Origin of the sequence: Amycolatopsis ponsaeliensis, from assembly GCF_030182635.1 — a bacterium.
Lineage (GTDB): Bacteria > Actinomycetota > Actinomycetes > Mycobacteriales > Pseudonocardiaceae > Amycolatopsis > Amycolatopsis ponsaeliensis.
This window is the reverse complement of the sequence record NZ_JAPZLD010000013.1, coordinates 20,708-38,940: the sequence shown is the minus strand read 5'-3', so window position 1 is coordinate 38,940 and position 18,233 is coordinate 20,708. Positions and strand designations below refer to the sequence as shown.

The window sequence follows — 18,233 nt, the reverse complement described above, 5'->3', positions numbered from 1 at the left end:
GTCACTGCCCCAGCGCGGCCGCGGTGTTCTGCTGCAGCTGCTGCAGGATCCGCTTCGGGTCGGCGCCCGGCAGCTGCTGCAGCTGGGCGTCGAAGTCGGTCAGCACCGGGTCCATCTTGGTCAGGGTCACCGGGCCGTGGGCGTGGTCGGCGCCGGCGACGAACGCCGACTGGGCCGGGAACTTCTGCTCGTACTGCGCCCGCACGGACTGCCGCGACGGGATCACGCCGAAGGCCTCGGCGAACGCGAGCTGCTGCTGCGGCTGCATGAACGAGTCGACGAGCTGCTTGGCCTGGTCCTGGAACTTGCTCTTGGCGGCGATGCCCCAGCACTGCGTGAACGACAGCGTCCCGGGCCCGGCCGGGCCGGCGGGCAGCGCGACGACGCGGTACTTCACGTTCGGGTAGTCCTTCTTCATGCCGCCGACCATCCAGTTGCCGTCGATGCTCATCGACGCCTTGTGCTGGCCGAACGCCTCGCCGGAGTCGCCGGCGCCGATCTGCTTCGGGTACTTGGCCGCCCCGGAAGCGAGCAGGTCGCGGACGTAGGTCAGGGCCTGGAGGTTCTGCGGGCTGTCCGCGGTGGCCTTCTTCTGGTCGGCGTCGACCGCCCAGCCGCCGGCCTGGACCAGGAACGCGCCCATGCGGTCGCGGGTGTCGTTGAAGACCAGCCCGGTGCGGCCGCCGGTGGTCAGCTTCTGCGCGACGGTCTTCAGCTGCTCCCAGGTCTTGGGGAAGTCGGCGTCGGTGAGCCCGGCCGCGGCCCAGTCGTCGGTGTTGATCGCCAGCGCCAGCGTCGAGAAGTCCTTGGGGGCGCAGTAAAGCTTGCCGTCCTGGGTGAACGTCGTGCGCAGGGTCGGGTAGATGTCGTCCTTGTAGGACAGTCCGTCGCCGTACGGGAGCATTTCCGCGGCATAGCCCTGGAACTTGGTGGCGTCCACGGCGAAGACGTCCGGCGGGCTGCCCGCGGCGAAGCCCTGGCTCAACTGCTGCGCGAGATCGTTGGCGGAGACGACCTCGGCCTTCGAGCCGTCTTTGCCCCAGGCCGCGGCGGCGTCCTGCATGGCTTTGAGCTCGGCTCCACCACTCGCGGCGATCATCACCTTGAGGGTGGCGGGCCCGGCCTGCTGGGTGGCGGACTGCGACGAGTCGCTGAAACCACTGCCACAGGCGGAAAGCGGGAGCAGCAGACCGGCCGCCGCGAAGGCGGCCACAGTTCGGCGGGGAAGCATCGATCCTCCTTGATCGTGCGGGGACTCAGGTGGTGCGGAGTACGAGGTGCGGGGTGAAGAGGGTGGTCGCGGGCCCGGAGGGGGTTTCGCCACGCAGGATGGCCCGCAGCTGCCGCACGCACTCGGCGGCGACGTCGGCGATCGGCTGAGCGACGCTGCTCAGGCCGAGGACGGAGGCGGTGGGGGTGTCGTCGAAGCCGATCACGGCGGCGTCGGCGCCGGGGCGGATACCGCGGTCGCGTAGTTCGGCGGTGACGCCGAGGGCGAGGGAGTCGCTGGCACAGACGAACGCGGTCGGTTGATGTCCTTCGAGCAGCAGCCGGGCAGCAGCGGAACGTCCGCCCTCCACCCCGTCGTACACCGCGGCCTGCGGACCCTCACCCAGCCCGGCCGCCGCGAGCCCCGCCGCCCAGCCCGCACGGCGGTCGTCGCCACTTCCCGACCCCTCGGGCCAGCCGACGAACGCGATCCTCCGGTGCCCCTGGCGGACCAGGTGATCCGTGGCCAGCCGGGTGCCCGCCGCGCCGTCGACGTCGACCCACGGGTGGGTGTCCTCCGCGCCCCACGGCCGGCCGAACGTGACGAACGGCAGCTCGCGCTCGAGCAGCCAGCGGGTGCGCAGGTCGTCGTGGTGAGTGTTGGTCAGCACGAAACCGTCGATCCCGACCGAGGCGATCAGGTCGGCGTACGCCCGGGTCTCGGCCTCGTCGTCCGCCGCGGTGAACAGCATGATCCGGTGGTCGTAGCGCTCGGCCGTCGCGGTCAGCGAGTGCAGGAACTGGTCGAGCACGACGCCGCTGACGCCGTTGCCCGACGGCGGGATGCACAGCCCGATGATCTGCGACCGCGTGGTGCGCATCTGCCGCGCCGCGGTGTTCGGGCGGTAACCCAGCCGCTCGATGGCCGCCAGCACGCGTTCACGCGTCTCCGGGCTGACCACCTCGGGCGAGTTGATCACGTTGGACACGGTCTGCCGCGACACCGCGGCCGCCTCGGCCACCGAGTTCAGCGTGGGCCGTCCCATGTCACCTCCACCCGGTCGGTTTGAACGTTCAACTGGCCGACACTCTGAACCCGCGGGGCTGAGCTGTCAATACCTCCAGCGCGGTTGACATTCTTTCGTTTGATCGATCCAATCGTCTTCATGGCCGACCTCCAGCCCCTCCTCCACGACCTCGCGATCGCCCTGCACGCGCCGACCGTCGTCCTGTCCGGCCGGGACGGGCAGATCCGCGGCGGCGGCACGCAGGGCCTCCTGCACGGGGACCTGCGGCTGCTCAGCGAAGCCGTCGTGACGGTCGACGGCGACGAGCCGGAGGCCATCGGCAGCGACGAACCGGGCGCCGACCACGCGCGGTTCACCGGGCTGCTGCGCCGGCTCGGCAGCCCCGGGCCCGACCCGACGGTGTGGCTGCGGCGCGACCGCCGCGTCACGGCGTCCGGGATGAGCGAAGAGCTGGAACTCGTCTCGACCGACGGGGTGAGCCGCCGCTGCGTCGTGGAAGTGGTGCTGGCGGCCGACTTCGCGCCGATCGACGAGATCAAGTCCGGCGGCCGCCGCCCGCCGGTGGCCCCGGACGGCACGCGGTGGGCCGCGGACTCCGCGACGTCCGAGGTGACGGCCGAAGGTGCCGAAGTCGTCGCCGACGGTCCCCGCGTCCGGCTGCGTTGGACGCTGGAGGCGCCGGCCACACTGCGCTGGTCACTGCGGGTTTCCGACGAACGCGCGTTGTTCGTGCCGGCCGGCACCCGGCTGCCGCGCCCGGAGGTGCACGCCGACGACCGCCGGTTCACCGCGTTGCTCGACCGCGCCCTCGACGACCTCGACGGCCTCCTGCTCGCCGAGCGCGACCACCCCGGCGACGCGTTCGCCGGCGCCGGCGCGCCCTGGTTCCTCACGCTGTTCGGGCGCGACAGCCTTTGGGCCGCGCGGCTCGCGTTGCCGCTCTCGGTCGACGTCGCGCGCGGCACGCTCCGGACGCTCGCCCGGGCGCAGGGCACCCGGCACGACCCGGCGACCGGCGAGGCGCCAGGCAAGATCCTGCACGAGCGGCGCCGGGACGTCTTCGAGACGATCGGTGGCGCTTCGCTGCCCACCGAGTACTACGGGACCGTCGACGCGACCGCGTTGTGGGTCTGCCTGCTGCACGACGCCTGGCGCTGGGGCCTGCCCGAGGACGAGGTCCGCGACCTGCTGCCGACCTTGCGGTTCGCGTTGTCCTGGATCACCGGCGCCGCGGATCCGGACGGCGACGGGTTCGCCGAGTACCGCGACGAGAGCGGCCACGGCCTGGCCAACCAGGGCTGGAAGGACTCCGGGGACGCCGTCCGCTTCCACGACGGCGAGCAGGCGAAACCGCCGATCGCCCTCGCTGAAGTCCAGGCGTACCAGCACGAAGCCGTCGTGCGCGCGGCCGCGTTGCTGACGGCTCTCGGCGAAGCTTCCGACGGTCTTTCCGAGTGGGCGTCGGCCCTGCGGACCCGCTTCCGCGACCGGTTCTGGGTATCCACTTCGGACGGTCACTACCCGGCTTTGGCCCTGGACGGCGACAAGCAGCCGGTGGACGCCCTGACGAGCAACATCGGCCACCTCCTCGGCACCGGCCTGCTGTCCGATCCGGAAAGCTCGGCCATCGGCGGCCTGCTGCTGGACCCCGCGCTGGCGTCCGGGTTCGGCCTGCGCACGATGAGCACGGCCTCGGGCGGCTACTCGCCGTTGAGCTACCACTGCGGCTCGGTCTGGCCGCACGACACGGCGGTCGTCATCCGGGGCCTGCAGCGATCGGGGCAGGGTTCCCGCGCGGCTTCCTTGGCCACACAACTGCTTTCGACCGCCCCGGCGTTCGACTACCGGCTGCCGGAGCTGTTCTCCGGATACGGCGTCGCGGAGACGTCGTCGCCCCTCCCCTACCCGGCGTCGTGCCGCCCCCAGGCGTGGTCGGCGGCGGCCGCGGTGAGCCTGCTCATGGCGTTCCTCGGATTGGACGTCGACGTTCCCGCCCGGACGGTCACCCTGGACCCGCCCCGGCCGAGCCCGGTCGGGGCGCTGCGGGTCCAGGGCCTGCCGCTGGCCGGGTCCACTTTGGACGTCGCGATCGACGCTGCCGGCGAAGTGACGGCGTTGCGGCTGCCACCGGGGTTCTCAGTCCTTTCGGAACAGTCCGACGAGTAGGAAAGGGGCTCCGAACAGGCCGGTGTCCGCCCGCATCGGGCGCAGTTCGACCTCGGTGTAGCCGCTGAACAGCCGGCGCAGCTCGTCCGGCGTGTACGCGAGGCCGCCGTGGAGACTGCGGTCGCGGTAGAGCTGCGCGTCCGGGACTTCGGTGCCGGAGTCGGGATCGCCGGTGCCGGCGGCGAAGCACGCGAGGCCGAAGTGACCACCTGGTTTCAGGTGGCACTCCAGCAGGGCCAGGTAGCTGATCCGCCGGTGCGGCGCGAGGTGGTGCAGGCAGCCCGAGTCGTAGATCAGGTCGTAGGTCTCGTGCGGCAGGCCCATGGCGAAGATGTCGGCTTGGTGGAAGCGGACGCCGGTGCCACGTTCGGTCGCCCAGGCGATCGCGGCGGGCGACCGCGTCCACCTCGTAGGCCGCTGCCGTGAGCCGGAAGGCGTGCGCCCGGACTCACAGCCGAGCTCCAGCGCGCGGCTGCCGTTCAGCGGCCCTTCGCGGAGTCAGGCCGCCCGGATCCGCAGGAGGTCTTCGACCGACCGGACGTCCCGGTTCACGCTTCGACGCGCTCTCGCACGGTCTTCAGTTCCTGGTCGACGACCGCCATCTGCGCGTCGACCGCCACCGGGTCGGTTCCCTCGGGGAAGAAGAGGCTGAAGATCAGCTCGGCGCCGGTCAGGTTCGGCACGACGCGCGCGAAGAGGCCGAGGTTCGGGGCGTCGGCGCTGACGAAGTCGACGACACCGTGGTCTTTCGCGACCTTGACGACGACTCGCCGCGGCCCGGCCTCGTCGGGGATCCGCCAGACGTCGCCCTGTTCGTGCTCGACGGCCGGCGCGAAGCCGGGCGCCCACTCGGGCAGGTGGCGGGCGTCGGAGAGGTAGTCGAAGACGCTTTCGGGCGTCGCGGTGAGGGTGATCGTGCGCGTCTCGGCGCGCCCCGTCTCGATTGATGTCATGCCGGAACGATACGCACATGCGTATGATTTGTCCACGCGTAAGATCTGGCCGGTGAGCGAGGATCTCGGAGCGTTGTGCGCCGGCGCGGCCCGCGTGCTGGCCGAGGCCGAGCGCCCGGTGCTGGAGGAGCACGGGCTCTCGATGTGGCAGTACGTGGTGCTGTCGGCCCTGTCCCCGGGGGCGGCGCCGAGCCAGCTGGTGCTGGCCCAGCAGATCCACTACGACAAGACGCGGTTGATCGCACTGCTGGACAGACTGGTCGCTGAGGGGCTGGTGAGCCGTTCGCCCGATCCGTCGGACCGGCGAGCCCGGGTGGTGCGGTTGACCGCTGAGGGAGTACGGCGCCATGGGGCGGTGCGGGACGCGATCCGGGCGGTGGAAGAGGAGCTGCTGGCGGGGATGAGCGTCGAGGAGCGGCGGGTGCTGCGAGCGGGGTTGGCCCACCTGGCCCACTCGGACTGACCAGCGCCCAGAGAAGGCGCACGGTCAGCGGTGTTCTCGTCCGAACGGGCTCGGTAGCCTCGCGTTTCGTGGAGATCCTGGTAGGCGCCCTGAGCGCGGTTCTCGGCGCACTGGTGGGCGGTGTCGTGACCTACCTGACCACGCGCTCGAAGTTGAGGCTCGAGCTCGCCCATGCGTACGACCAGGCTGTCCGCGAGAAACGACTTGCCCGGTACCAGCGCCTTTTCCACCTCTCCGAAGCCATCCCGCGTTATTGGAAGCCGGGCGAAGAGCCATCACGAGAACGGCTTCTCGAGATCTGCGAGGAATTCCACGGCTGGTACTTCGACGAAGACGCCGGAGGCCTGTATCTCACGCCACGGGCGATGGACGTCTACATGAGACTGCAAAACGCCTTGGCGACGGCCTGCCATGGCGATGACGCAGCCGGCCACACCTCGGAAGCGCCCATGTCGCCTGACGAATCCCGGGAGATCAGAGACCTGGCCGACACGTTGAGACATCAACTCGCGCAGGACGTCGGTACCTCCAGCCCGCCTCGGCTGCGGCTGACCCGTCTCGATCCGGCGCCGCCACCTCCCCGCGGGCGGTAGCGACCGGCGAGGGGTGAGCGCCGACCGGCGCTCACCCCTCGAACCTGTTCAGCCCACCGAACAGAGAGTCCCGTTCAGCCTGAACGCCGTCGGCAGGATGTTCGGCCCGCCATAGTCCGCAACGAACCCGACGTCCGCACCGCCCGCCAACGACCCCGACGAAGTCACCTTCACCGCGGAACCCTCCTGCGTCCACGTCCCATTCCAGCCGCTCGTCACCCGCTGCCGCGCGGTCGGCCACGTGAACGTCAACGTCCAGTCCGTCGTCGGATCCGCGGACACCACGTGGATCCCGCCCACGAACCCGCTCGCCCAGTCGTTCGCGTCCGTCATCCGCACCGTGCAACTACTGGACGAAGGCGCGCCCGTGGTGAAAGTCAACGGCGGCGACGCCCACGACACATTCCCCGCAGCATCCCGAGCCACCACGTTCACCGTGTACCGCGTTCCCGGCACCAGGTTCCCCACCGGGAAAGACGTTCCCGCCGTCTCGCCCCACTGCTCGCTGACCGCACCCGCCTGCCGGTAAGCCTCGTACTTCACACCAGGCGCCGACGCGGGCCAGCTGATCGTCGCCGTCGTGTCGGTTGTCGTCGCGGTCGGTTGTCCCGGTGCGCGCACGGCAACCGGAGCGACCGCAGGATGCAGCACCACCGTCGTCAGCGAATACGGCGGCAGCGTCCGGTCCCACGAAGACGCGCGGGTAATCGACGACGCGCCGTTCGTGAAGGTGAACACCTCGGAGACGGACGCAGGGTAGTCCAGGTTCACCACCCGGGCCGAAGAAGGATCCTTGTTCACCAGCAATACAGCGAGATTCCCGTCCGGACGGCGGACCGCGTGCACGTCGAGCAGCGGATCGTCCGCACCGGCCCGCACGAACTGGTCGCCGGGACGCGCGAACGTGCTCAGCATCTTCAGCCCGTAATAGGGCGCGAACGGCGTGTTGAGCGCGGGCTCGCAACCACCGTCGAGACACGTCGCGCTGGACAGCAGGCCGTAATCACCATAGTCCGGATAACCGGCCACTGTGGACAGTGCCGTCGCGCCGTTGTGCGTGTCCCACCAGTCGACCGTGAAGACGCCGTTCTCCAGCAGGGACGAGTATGCCTCCGCCGCGAACAGCGCGCCCGGCTGGGTGTTCATGCCGATCGGCGTGTTCGTCTCCGTCAGGGCGATGCCGAGCGGCCGGCCCGCGTACCGCGTGATCTGGTCGCGCGCCAGGTAGATCATGTCGTCCACCTGCTCGGTCTTGGAAAGCGCTTCCGCCGCCGTCGAGCCGCCCGGGTACCAGTGCAGCACGACGAAGTCGACGTGCGGGCCCGCGATCGACAACACCGTCTGGTTCCACGTGCCGGTGTCGCCCGCGGCCACGATGCCGTCCGGCCAGTTCGCCGGCGTCGTGAGCACCGCGCCGATCTTCACCGACGGGTCGGCGGCCTTCATCGCGTCGGCGTAGGCCACGACGCCCGCGGCGTACGCGGCCGGGCTCTTGTCCTCGTGGTTGTCGGCCTCCCAGTTCGCGCCGTAGTGGCCGTTGCCGTACAGCTCGTTGCCGATCTCCCAGTACTTGACACCATAACCCTTCGTGACGTTCGCGTACCGCACCCAGTCCGCGGCCTCCTGCGGTGTCCCGGTGCCGTAGTTGGCGATGACGATCGGCTGCGCGCCGGCCCGTCTCACACCGCCCATGAACGTGTCGAAGTCCGTGCCGGGCGCCACGTAGCCGCCCGGTGCAGTGTTGTCCTTCCAGTGGTAGATGTCGCCGTAAGAGCCGCCGGGGTAGCGCATCGTGCGGACCCCGGCGGCGCCGAACAGGTCGGCCACGGTATCGGTGCCGAGCTGGCTGTCCCACACCGCGTGGTTGACGCCGAGGGCGGTGTCCGGCACGGTGGCCAGCCCCGCTCGCGCGTTGACCGTCACGGTCGCTTCGGGCGGGGTCGCCGCGGCCGCCGCCGGCACGGCCGCCACGAGCACGGCGGCCACCGGCCACGCTGCCCAGCGCAGACGTCGAGCTGTCATGGATCGTCCATCCTCACTCGTCGAGACGCACGGATGGCTGAGAGCGCTCTCAGAGCAGAGAACCAGTGCGCGGCCCGGAAGTCAACGAAAGTCCCGCGACGGCCCGGGCCGCATCGAAAGATCGAGTCTTTCGAGGCGGTCGGCGACGAGTGTGACGACGCCCTCGGCGGCCTGCGCCTGCCCGCGGACCAGCAGCGCGGCGCTGGTGCGGGCGACCAGGCGCTGCCGCTGCCACAGGCCGGGCGAGACGAGGACGTTGGCCATGCCCGTCTCGTCCTCGAGGTTGAGGAACGTGATCCCGCCGGCGGTGGCCGGGCGCTGCCGGTGCGTGACCGCGCCGCCGACCCACACGCGCGTCCCGTCCTCGACCCGCGTGAGCTCGGCCGTCGTGATCGCGCCGCGCGCGGTGAGCAGCTCGCGCAGGTATTCGACGGGGTGGCTGTCCGGGGAGACGCCGGTGGCCCACAGGTCCGCGGCGGTGACCTCCAGCCGCGTCATGCCCGGCAGCGCGGGCGCGTCGAGGCCAGGGGCCAGGCCGGGCAGGTGCCCGGGCCGGGTGGCCGCCGCGGCGCCCGCGGCCCAGAGGTCCTGGCGCCGGTCGCCGCCGAACGCGCCGGCCGTGGCCAGGGCTTCGACGGCGTTCTTCTTCAGCTGGACGCGGCGGGTGAGGTCGCCGGCCCCCGCGAACGGGCCGTTCGCGTCACGCTCGGCGACGATCCGGTCCGCGAGGTCATCACCGAGGTGCCGGACCCCGGCGAGGCCCAGGCGGAGCGCGACACCGCCGGTGCTCTCGGCATCGGGTTCGAGGATCGCGTGCGCGAGGCTCGCGTTGACGTCGGGTTCCCTGACGCGGACGCCGTGGCGGCGCGCGTCGGCGACCAGGGACTGCGGGCTGTAGAAGCCCATCGGCTGCGCGCGCAGCAGCCCGGCGCAGAACGCGGCCGGGTAGTAGCGCTTGAACCACGCCGACGCGTAGACGAGCAGCGCGAACGACATCGAATGCGCTTCGGGGAAGCCATAACCGGAGAAAGCGTGGATCTGCTCGAAGATCCGCGTCGCCAGCTCACGGTCGAGACCATTGCGCGCGCAGCCGGCGAAGAACCGCGCCATCAGCGCCTTCATCTTCGCGCTGGACCGCTTGGCGCCCATGGCGCGGCGCAGCTGGTCGGCCTCGGCCGGGGTGAAGCTCGCGACGTCCACGGCCATCTGCATCACCTGTTCCTGGAACAGCGGCACGCCGAGCGTCCGGTCCAAACTGGACGCCAGCAGCGGATGGGCGTGCTGCCATTTCTCTTCCCCGCGGCGGCGCCGGATGTACGGGTGCACCGAACCGCCCTGGATCGGGCCGGGACGGATCAGCGCGACTTCGACGACGAGGTCGTAGAACTCCCGCGGCCGCAACCGCGGCAGTGTCGCCAGCTGCGCGCGTGACTCCACTTGGAACACTCCGACGGCGTCGGCCTCGCAGAGCATGTCGTAGACGTTCGGATCGGCCAGGTCGAGCCTTCCCATGTCCACAGTGGATCCGTGATGTTCGGCGATGAGGTCGATCGTGTAGTGCAGCGCGGACAGCATGCCGAGGCCGAGCAGGTCGAACTTGACCAGGCCGACGGTCGCGCAGTCGTCCTTGTCCCACTGCAACACCGATCTGTCGGCCATCGTCGCCCATTCGACCGGGACCACTTCGGACACCGGCTGCTTCGAGATCACCATGCCGCCGGAGTGGATGCCGAGGTGGCGCGGGAAGTCCTCGATCCGGGCGGCCAGGTCGAGGACGTCGGCGGGGATTTCGCCGGCCGTCTGCTGGTGGGCGCCACCCCAGCGGTCGACGAGCTTGCTGTAGGCGTCCTGCTGCCCGGGGCTGTGGCCGAGGGCCTTCGCGGCGTCGCGGATCGCGGACGGCGCCCGGTAGGTGATGACGTTGGCGACCTGCGCGGCGTGGAAGCGGCCGTGCTTTTCGTAGACGTACTGGATGGCCTCCTCGCGGCGGCCGGACTCGATGTCGATGTCGATGTCCGGCGGGCCGTCGCGTTCCGGGGCGAGGAAGCGTTCGAACAGCAGGTTCCACTTCACCGGGTCGGCGTGGCAGATTTCCAGGGCGTAGCAGACGGCGGAGTTCGCCGCGGAACCGCGGCCCTGGCAAAGGATGTCCGCTTCCTTGCAGAACCGGACGATGTCCCACACCACCAGGAAGTAGCCGGGGAAACCGAGCTTCTCGATGATGGCGAGCTCGTGGTCGAGCTGGGCGTAAGCCTTCGGGTTGTCCTCCCGCGATCCGTAGCGCTTCGCCGCGCCACGCCAGGTCAGCTCGGTCAGGAACGACATTTCGTCACGCCCGGCCGGCACCGGGAACGGCGGGAGGTCGGGAGCGACGAGCTTCAGGTCGAACGCGACTTCGACGCCGAGGACGGCGGCGCGTCCGACCGCGCCGGGATAGCGTCGCTCGAACCGGCGGCGCTGCTCCATCCCGGACCGCAGGAACGCCTGCCCCGACGGCGGCCGCCAGCCCTCGAGCTCTTCGGCCGACCGGCGGGCCCGGACGGCGGCGACCATGTCGGCCACGACGGCGTCTTCCGGGCGGGCGTAGTGCGCGTTGTTCGAGACGACGGTCGGCAGCCGCAGGTCCTTCGCCATCTCGGCGAGGTGGTCGTTGGCCGCGTCGTCGAGGGGCTGGCGGTGGTCGATCAGCTCGACGGCGACGTGCCGGGGCCCGAACCAGTCGGCGAGCCGGCCCAGTTCGGCCCGCGCGGCGGCGGGCCCGTGCTCGGCGAGCGCCCGGCGGACGGGCCCCTTGCGGCACCCGGTGAGGACGACGACGTGCCCGGCGAGCTCGTCGACGAGTTCCTCGAGGTCGTAGACGGGCCGGCCCTTCTCCCCGCCCGCGATCTGCGCGTGGGAGATGACCCGGCAGAGGCGGTGGTAGCCCTCCTGCTGCCGGGCGAGCACCAGCAGGTGCGATCCCTGGGGATCCGGTTCCCCGGCCTGCGGCGCGGGCAGGTCGAGCGACAGTTCGGCCCCGAACCCGACCCGCACGCCGAGTTCACGGGCGGCGTCGTTGAACCGGACGGCGCCGTAGAGGCCGTCGTGGTCGGTGAGGACGAGGGCGTCGAGCTCGAGCCGCGCGGCCTCCTCGACGAGCGTCTCGGGATGGCTGGCGCCGTCGAGGAAGCTGAAGTTGGAATGGACGTGCAGCTCGGCGTAGGGGGCGCGGATCCGGTCGCCGGCGTCGTCCCGGGCTCGGCGGGTCCGGAGGTCCTCGGGCGCCCCGGCGTACCCTTCGCGTTTGCGCGACCACGCGGGGGCATCGTTGCCATCACCTAGCGGCGGTCGCCCGGAGGCGATCCGCTCCACTTCGGACCACGGCACACTCGGATTGTTGAACGCCAAGACTTCGCTCCCCACAAGGAGTTCGCTGTGGGGAAGCCAGCGACTACTGTTCGAACACACGTGCGATTACGTGCTTCGATCCTGAGCCGGGAGGCGTCCGGTGTCAACTCGGGAGTCGCATCGGTCACAAAGGACGGACCCGGGCTTTCCTAGGCACCGGCGAGAATGGCCTCCGCGACAGGACTGTCCGGCGCGGCCTTGGCGGCGGCGTTGACCAGGGTCCGGTGCGCCTGGTCCTTCGCGGCCTCGGCTTCGGCGCGGCCGGCCTGGCCGGCCGACACGCCGAAGAAGGCGCCGACGAGTGTGCCGATCACCGCGCCGGCCGCGGTCACGACACTCACGACGTCGGCGGCGGTCTTGAAGGCCAGGATGGCCACGACCGTCACGATCAGAAGGGCGGCGAGGCCACCCAATACCGTCCACATGCCTCCGGAGATCTTGTCCATGTTCGTACCCCTTCCTCGAAGGCATGGACTTTAACCCCGCCGAGGGACGATTCGCGGGCGTCGTAGGGAAATCCGTCCTGGAAATGATAGCGAAATGTGGTTTGGTTATTTTCCGCTTGATTGCACAGTCAATCGTAGACGCCCTCGATCGTCCACTGTGGATCAATGCCGACGGTGGCTTCGAGCAGCAGCGCGAGGTCGTCGTCCTCGCCTTCCAGGACCACCTGCATCCGGGCGGTAGGCCGCGTGCCGCGCTTGGCAGGCAACGACGGGTGCACGATCCACGGCCCCGCCGAACCGAGGACGCGGCGTGCCGGGCGGCCGTCGATCGCGACCGTGGCCGGCGGGTAGCTGAGCTCGCCGCGCTCGGTGCAGCGGACCGCGTCGCCGACCGCGTCGAGCACCAGTGCCGCGGGCGGCCGGGGCGGTACCCGGGCCGGTGACGGTGCGGGCAGGCGGCCCGGCCACGGCCGGTCCTCGGTCACCGGGCGCCGCGGCTCGCCCCACGGGACCAGGCGGACGCGCTCGGCCGGGCCGCGGCCGCCGTCGAGCAGCGGGGTGACCACCGCGTCGGGGCCGAGCAGGCCCTGGATGCGCACCAGTGCGCGGCCGGCGCGTTCGGCGGCGTCGGCGTCTCGGCCCAGCGAGCCGAGCTGCAGCTGCAGTGCCTGCCCACCGACGACCTCCTCGGGGTCGAGGCGCAGCCGGACGATCCCGGTGGTGGGCCGGTCGCGGGTGGTCAGCCAGCCTTCGCACTGCCAGCGCACGCGGTCGGCCGTCGCGCGGGCGGTCAGGGGTTCGGCGCAACGCCAGACGCGTACGCGCTCTTCGCCGGCTTCGGTGACCGCGACGATGGCCAGGCGGGTGCACGCGAGGCCGTGGTTCGCGAGGCCGGCGAAGAAGCGTTCGCCGAGGGTCTTCGCGACGAACGCGGCTTCGTCGATCCGCCTGAGAGGGTCGTCGAAGGTTTCGGTGACGGTCAGGTCCGGCGGGAGGGCGCGCCGCAGCGGCGGGCGTTCGGCGAGGCCGCGGGCGAGGCGGTGCGCGGTGATGGCGTCCCGGGCGAAGCGGCCGGCGACGTCGCGTTCGGCCAGGGCGGCGAACGCGCCGAGGGTGCGCAGGCCGAGGCGGCGCAGCGTGCCGACGAGCTCGCCGCGGTCGTCGCCCGGCTGGTCCAGCTCGGTGATCGAGAGGGGCGCCAGGAACTGCGGTGCCCGACCGGGCGGGACGAGCGTCGACCGGCGGGCGGCGAGGGTGGCGGCGAAGAGGCCGTCGGCGATCCCGACCTGGCATTCGACGCCGGCGGTGGCTTCGACCTCGTCGATGAGGAGTTCGGCGAGGGCCTCTTCGCCGCCGAAGTACCCGGCGGCGCCGGTGACGGGAACGGCGACGATGCCGGGCCGCACGACCTCGACCCCGACGGCCTGCCCTTCGACGGCGGCGGCGACGGGCTCGAAGAGCCGGGCGTCGCGGTCCGGATCGTGCTGGTGCACCACGAGTTCCGGGCACCGGGACTGGGCATCCCGACGGCGCATCCCCCGCCCGACGCCACTACGACGCGCTTCGGCTGAGCAGGCGACGACGCGGTTGCCGGAGAAAACGGCGGCAGGGGTGAGGGGCGAGGTACCCGAGGCGGCCCCGGCGGCGACGACCGGCCAGTCCGGGCACCACAGCACGAGCAGCCGTGGCGGACCGTTCATCCCGCGGCCGCGACCAGTGATTCAGTGGTGGCAAGGCTCATCGGCCGGCGCCGGCGAGTCACGAAGGGATGCGGGCCGCCGGTCATCGCGCGACCACACTCGGCCACCACGAACGACCTCTGCGCCCCACTCATCGCACAGCCGCGGCGAAACTCCCGGCCGTCGCGAACGACTTGAACAACCGCGGCCTGCTGGTCATCGCGCGGACCCGGCGCCACGGCTCACCCGGCCACCCCGGCCAACCGCCGCTCCGGTGACTCACCCGCCGCCACGACCCCACCCGGCCCAGGAAGCTGCAACCGCACCGACAACGGCCTCGCCGCCGCACCTCGCCCGCGGCTGGTCGCCACCACCTCGCGCGCCCTCAAGTGCCCGTAGCCGTCCGCTGTCAACCCGTGCCAACGGCGTCCCGACACCCTCAGCTCCAAGTCCGCGCCCGGCCACGGTCCCACCGTCAGCAGCACCGTGCCCCGGTTGCGCACCCGGCCCGCCAGCCGGCGGGCCAGCTGGGGCTGGACGGCGACCGGCCCCAGCACCACCAGGTCGAACCCGTCCACCAGCGCCGACAACACCCCCGTCAGCTCCGCGCCGGGATCGGGCACCAGCGCGAGCCGCTCCAGGTCGACGCCGAGCTCGGCCGCCGCGGCCAGGCCCAGCTCGGGCAACGCCGTCACCGCCGCCCACGAACCGTCGCGGGTTGCCGCCGCCAGCAACGCCAGTACCAGGGACATCGCGCCGCCCACCGCGATCGTCGTGCCGCGTCTCAACCCGCCGTCCGGCAGCAACCTCGCCAGGGGCGGCAGCACCGTCAAGAGCTCCGCAGAAGAACCCGGGCTCAGCTGCGCCGCCGTGCCCACTCCCGGGATCGCCGTGAGCCCGGCCAATGCCTCCGGCACCGCCACCACCGCTCACCTCCAGCACTACGTACTCGTACCGGGCGAACCCAGAAAAGTCATCGAACACTTGTTCGCATAGTGCGAGACGAGCGGCCCCGCTGTCAAGCCGGAGGTCACCCAGGCGGGGCAGTGCCTCAGACCACGCGGCTCACGATCCACGCGTGCGTGCCGACCTGCCGCACGCGGGTGAACCCCGACTCCTCGAACAGCTCGACGGTCGCGCTGAACAGGAACCGGCCCGGCGAGTCCCGGCCGGTCGTCACTTCGGAGATCGCCTCGACGAGCCCGCCGCCCGCCCCGGCGATCTGCGTCAGCGCGCCTTCCAGCGCCGCGCGGGCGACCCCGGCACGCCGGTGCTTCCGGTCGACGAAGAAGCAGGTGATCCGCCAGTCCGGAAGCGGCGGCGCGGCTTTGGCGTACTCGCGCCCGTGCTTGATGCGGGGCAGCTCGTCCGGGCTCCCGTACTGGCACCACCCCTGCGCGACGCCGTCGTCGTCGAACACCAGCGCCGCGTGCGCGCCGCCGGTCCGGACCCGCTCCTCCTTGAGCTCGCGGCGGACCGGCCCGCGCAGCTTGCCCTCCGGGTGGAACCCGAGGCACCAGCAGCCGCCAAAGACGCCGTTGTTGCGCTCGGCCAGCTCCGCGAACGCGTCCCACGTCGAAGCGTCCAAGGACCGCGTGGTGTAAGTCACCCGCGCGATCCTGCCCCAGCCGGGACGCGGGTGTCACGTCCTCTTCCGCCGCCTCGTCCAGGGGGTGAAGCGAGAAAAGAGGACGAAATGCGCCGGATCCTGATCGTCGGCGGTGGCTACGCCGGGTTCTACGCCGCCTGGAAGCTGGAAAAGAAGCTCCACAAGCACGAAGCCGAGGTCACGCTCGTCGACCCGCGGCCCTACCTGACCTACCAGCCCTTCCTGCCCGAAGTCGTCGCCGGGGCGGTCGAAGCCCGGCACGCCGCGGTGTCGCTGCGGCGGCACCTCGAAAACACCCGCGTCATCGCCGGGACCGTGACCGCCATCGACCACGCGCACCGCGTCGTCACCGTGCGGCCCACCGACGGCGACGCCTTCGACCTCGGCTACGACCTCGTCGTCGTCACCGCCGGGGCCGTCACCCGGAAACTGCCCGTGCCGGGTGTCGCGGAGGAGGCGATCGGGCTCAAGCACGTCGAAGAGGCCGTCGCGATCCGGGACCGGCTGCTGACCTCGTTCGACCGCGCCGCGGTGCTGCCGGACGGCCCGCTGCGCCGCAAGCTGCTGACCGTCACCTTCGTCGGCGGCGGCTTCTCGGGCGTCGAGGGCTTCGGCGAGCTGCTGTCGCTGGCGACCGCGTTGCTCAAGCGCTACCCCGAACTGCACCGCGACGAGCTGCGGTTCCACCTCGTCGAGGCGTCGGGCCGGATCCTGCCCGAGGTCACCGACCGGCCGGGACGCTGGGTCGTGCGCGAGCTGGAACGGCGGGGCGCGCGCGTCCACCTGGACACGCTGGTGACGTCGGCGACCGGCGGGCACGTGACGCTCTCGACGGGCGAGGAGTTCGACTCGGAGCTGATCGTCTGGACGGCGGGCAACGGCGCCAATCCCGTCCTGGGCAAGCACACCGACCTCCCGGTCGACGAGCGCGGACTGGTCGTCGTGCGGCCGGACCTGCGTGTCGAGGGCGTGGCCGACGCCTGGGCGGCCGGGGACGACGCCGCGGTGCCCGACCTCGCCTCGCCGGTCCCGGGCGCGCGCACGGTACCCAACGCGCAGCACGCCTACCGGCAGGGAAAGCTGTTGGCCCGCAACATCATCGCCACTCTGCGCGGCCGGCAGCCGAAGCCGTACGTCCACCACAGCCTCGGCGCCATCGCGACGCTGGGACTCGGCCGCGGCATCTTCCAGTACCGGCGCCTGGTGGTCACGGGCCTGCCCGCGTGGCTCATGCACCGCGGCTACCACGTGCTGGCGGTGCCGAGCTGGGAACGCAAGATCCGCGTGCTCGCGGTGTGGCTGACCGCGGCGCTCTTCGGGCGGGACATCCTGTCGCTGGCTTCGGTGCAGCACCCGCGCGACGCGTTCGTCAGCGGCGGAGACCGTCCGGAGTGGAATGCGGAACTCCCCGCCCCCTTCAAGGTATAGCCGACCCCGGGGCTTGTGGCAAGGGCGGGGTCGTCCTCCACAATGGCCGCGCAACCAGCGGAAACAGGGGGAAGTGAATGCGTGCTTTGCTGACGACGTGGGGATCGCGCGGGGACGTCGAGCCCTTGGCGGCACTGGCGGTGGCGCTGCGGGAGCTCGGCGCGGAAGCGGTGGTGTGCGCGCCACCGGACGGGGATTTCGTGACGCTGCTGGAACGCGCCGGGGTGCCGCACGTGCCGCTGGGCCCGTCGGTGCGCTCGGTGGTGACCCGCGAGCGGCCGGACCCGTTCGCGCTCGCGGACGAGCTGGTCACCGCGCGGTTCGGCACGCTCGCCGAGGTCGCCGGGGACTGCGATGTGGTGGTGGCGCAAGGGCTGCTGCCGGCCGGCGCGCGGGACGTCGCCGAGCGGGCCGGGATCCCTTACGTGTACGCGTGTTACCACCTGCACGGGCTGCCGTCGCCGGACTACCCGCCGGGGGTACGGCCGGGCACGCCGTCCCCGGCGGGCGAGACCGACAACCGGGTGCTGTGGCGGCAGGACGCCGAGCGCGTGAACGCCTTGTACGGCCCGGCGCTCAACCGCAACCGGACGGCGCTCGGCCTGCCGGCGGTGGAGAACGTCCGCGGCCACGTCTTCACCGGACGGCCGTGGCTCGCCGCGGATCCGGTGCTGTGCCCGACGGACCTCGACGTGTTCCAGACGGGCGCGTGGATCCTGCCCGACGACCGTCCGCTCCCGGCGGAGCTCGCGAAGTTCCTCGACGACGGCGAGCCGCCGGTGTACGTCGGCTTCGGCAGCATGGCCGCGTATGCCCCGGAGGGCATCGCCCGGATCGCCACCGAAGCGGCCCGCGCGCACGGCCGCCGGATCGTCCTGGGCAGCGGCTGGGCCGGCCTGACGGCGGTCGACGACGCCGAGGACTGCCTGGTCGTCGGCGAGGTCAACCACCAGACGCTCTTCCGCCGGGTGGCGGCGGTCGTGCACCACGGCGGCGCCGGCACGACCACGACGGCCGCCCGGGCCGGCGCGCCCCAGGTGGTGGTGCCGCGGATCGCGGACCAGCCCTACTGGGCGGGCCGGGTGGCCGAGCTGGGCATCGGCGCGGCCCACCCGGATCCGGTGCCGACGGCCGAGTCCCTGTCCGCCGCGCTGGCCACGGCACTCGCTTCCGAAGCCCACGTGGACATCCGCACCGACGGCGCGATGGTGGCCGCGAAACAGCTCCTCGAGCTGGTCTGAGCGACGGGC

The 18,233-nt window shown here is 71.7% G+C and carries 15 protein-coding genes; 5 read left to right on the top strand and 10 right to left on the bottom strand.

All coding sequences use genetic code 11. The features are described from left to right. Nucleotide 1 precedes the first annotated feature (1 nt). Both QQ657_RS20485 and QQ657_RS20480 read right to left on the bottom strand, forming a co-directional pair. The gene (locus QQ657_RS20485; RefSeq protein ID WP_284743794.1) at nt 2–1,231 is read right to left on the bottom strand and encodes a sugar ABC transporter substrate-binding protein; all 1,230 of its coding nucleotides are present in this window, start codon (nt 1,229–1,231) and stop codon (nt 2–4) included. A 25-nt stretch (nt 1,232–1,256) separates the two neighbouring features. Then, nucleotides 1,257–2,255, bottom strand: coding sequence for a LacI family DNA-binding transcriptional regulator (locus QQ657_RS20480; protein WP_284743793.1), 999 nt, complete (start codon nt 2,253–2,255; stop codon nt 1,257–1,259). A gap of 120 nt (nt 2,256–2,375) precedes the next feature. Between QQ657_RS20480 and QQ657_RS20475 the strand changes: the two genes are divergently transcribed. Then, nucleotides 2,376–4,403: an amylo-alpha-1,6-glucosidase gene (locus tag QQ657_RS20475; RefSeq protein WP_284743792.1), complete on the top strand. Its 2,028-nt coding sequence runs from the start codon at nt 2,376–2,378 to the stop codon at nt 4,401–4,403. On the opposite strand, the gene QQ657_RS20470 is transcribed toward QQ657_RS20475, so the two are convergent. Together QQ657_RS20470 and QQ657_RS20465 are read right to left on the bottom strand one after the other, a co-directional pair. Beyond that, nucleotides 4,374–4,868, bottom strand: coding sequence for a class I SAM-dependent methyltransferase (locus tag QQ657_RS20470; RefSeq protein WP_284743960.1), 495 nt, complete (start codon nt 4,866–4,868; stop codon nt 4,374–4,376). The genes QQ657_RS20475 and QQ657_RS20470 overlap by 30 nt on opposite strands. Before the next feature lie 83 nt (nt 4,869–4,951). Continuing rightward, nucleotides 4,952–5,356 carry an SRPBCC family protein gene (locus QQ657_RS20465; protein WP_284743791.1) on the bottom strand — a complete coding sequence of 135 codons (405 nt, stop codon included), beginning with the start codon at nt 5,354–5,356 and terminating at the stop codon, nt 4,952–4,954. Between the two features lie 52 nt (nt 5,357–5,408). Between QQ657_RS20465 and QQ657_RS20460 the strand changes: the two genes are divergently transcribed. Next, complete coding sequence (locus tag QQ657_RS20460; RefSeq protein WP_284743790.1) at nt 5,409–5,819, top strand: MarR family winged helix-turn-helix transcriptional regulator; 411 nt, start codon at nt 5,409–5,411, stop codon at nt 5,817–5,819. 68 nt (nt 5,820–5,887) lie between these two features. Further along, nucleotides 5,888–6,412 carry a hypothetical protein gene (locus QQ657_RS20455; RefSeq protein WP_284743789.1) on the top strand — a complete coding sequence of 175 codons (525 nt, stop codon included), beginning with the start codon at nt 5,888–5,890 and terminating at the stop codon, nt 6,410–6,412. 48 nt (nt 6,413–6,460) lie between these two features. Here the strand turns inward: QQ657_RS20455 and QQ657_RS20450 are convergent, their stop codons facing one another. The 6 genes from QQ657_RS20450 to QQ657_RS20425 form a co-directional block, all read right to left on the bottom strand. Then, complete coding sequence (locus tag QQ657_RS20450) at nt 6,461–8,434, bottom strand: cellulose binding domain-containing protein (RefSeq protein ID WP_284743788.1); 1,974 nt, start codon at nt 8,432–8,434, stop codon at nt 6,461–6,463. Nucleotides 8,435–8,515: 81 nt separating this feature from the next. Next, nucleotides 8,516–11,821 (bottom strand): error-prone DNA polymerase, encoded by a 3,306-nt coding sequence (locus tag QQ657_RS20445; RefSeq protein WP_284743787.1) that lies wholly within the window; start codon nt 11,819–11,821, stop codon nt 8,516–8,518. A 149-nt stretch (nt 11,822–11,970) separates the two neighbouring features. After that, nucleotides 11,971–12,267 carry a hypothetical protein gene (locus QQ657_RS20440; protein ID WP_284743786.1) on the bottom strand — a complete coding sequence of 99 codons (297 nt, stop codon included), beginning with the start codon at nt 12,265–12,267 and terminating at the stop codon, nt 11,971–11,973. Nucleotides 12,268–12,395: 128 nt separating this feature from the next. Then, the gene (locus tag QQ657_RS20435) at nt 12,396–13,967 is read right to left on the bottom strand and encodes a DNA polymerase Y family protein (protein WP_284743785.1); all 1,572 of its coding nucleotides are present in this window, start codon (nt 13,965–13,967) and stop codon (nt 12,396–12,398) included. A 221-nt stretch (nt 13,968–14,188) separates the two neighbouring features. After that, nucleotides 14,189–14,869: a DnaE2-dependent mutagenesis accessory factor ImuA' gene (imuA', locus tag QQ657_RS20430; protein ID WP_284743784.1), complete on the bottom strand. Its 681-nt coding sequence runs from the start codon at nt 14,867–14,869 to the stop codon at nt 14,189–14,191. 128 nt (nt 14,870–14,997) lie between these two features. Further along, nucleotides 14,998–15,555, bottom strand: a complete 558-nt coding sequence (locus QQ657_RS20425; RefSeq protein ID WP_284743783.1) for a GNAT family N-acetyltransferase — start codon at nt 15,553–15,555, stop codon at nt 14,998–15,000. Between the two features lie 87 nt (nt 15,556–15,642). On the opposite strand from QQ657_RS20425, the gene QQ657_RS20420 reads away from it, so the two are divergent. After that, on the top strand, nt 15,643–16,983 hold the full coding sequence (locus QQ657_RS20420; RefSeq protein WP_284743782.1) for an NAD(P)/FAD-dependent oxidoreductase: 1,341 nt from the start codon (nt 15,643–15,645) through the stop codon (nt 16,981–16,983). A gap of 77 nt (nt 16,984–17,060) precedes the next feature. Further along, entirely contained in the window at nt 17,061–18,224 is a 1,164-nt protein-coding gene (locus tag QQ657_RS20415; protein ID WP_284743781.1) for a glycosyltransferase, read from the top strand. Nucleotides 18,225–18,233: the final 9 nt, after the last annotated feature.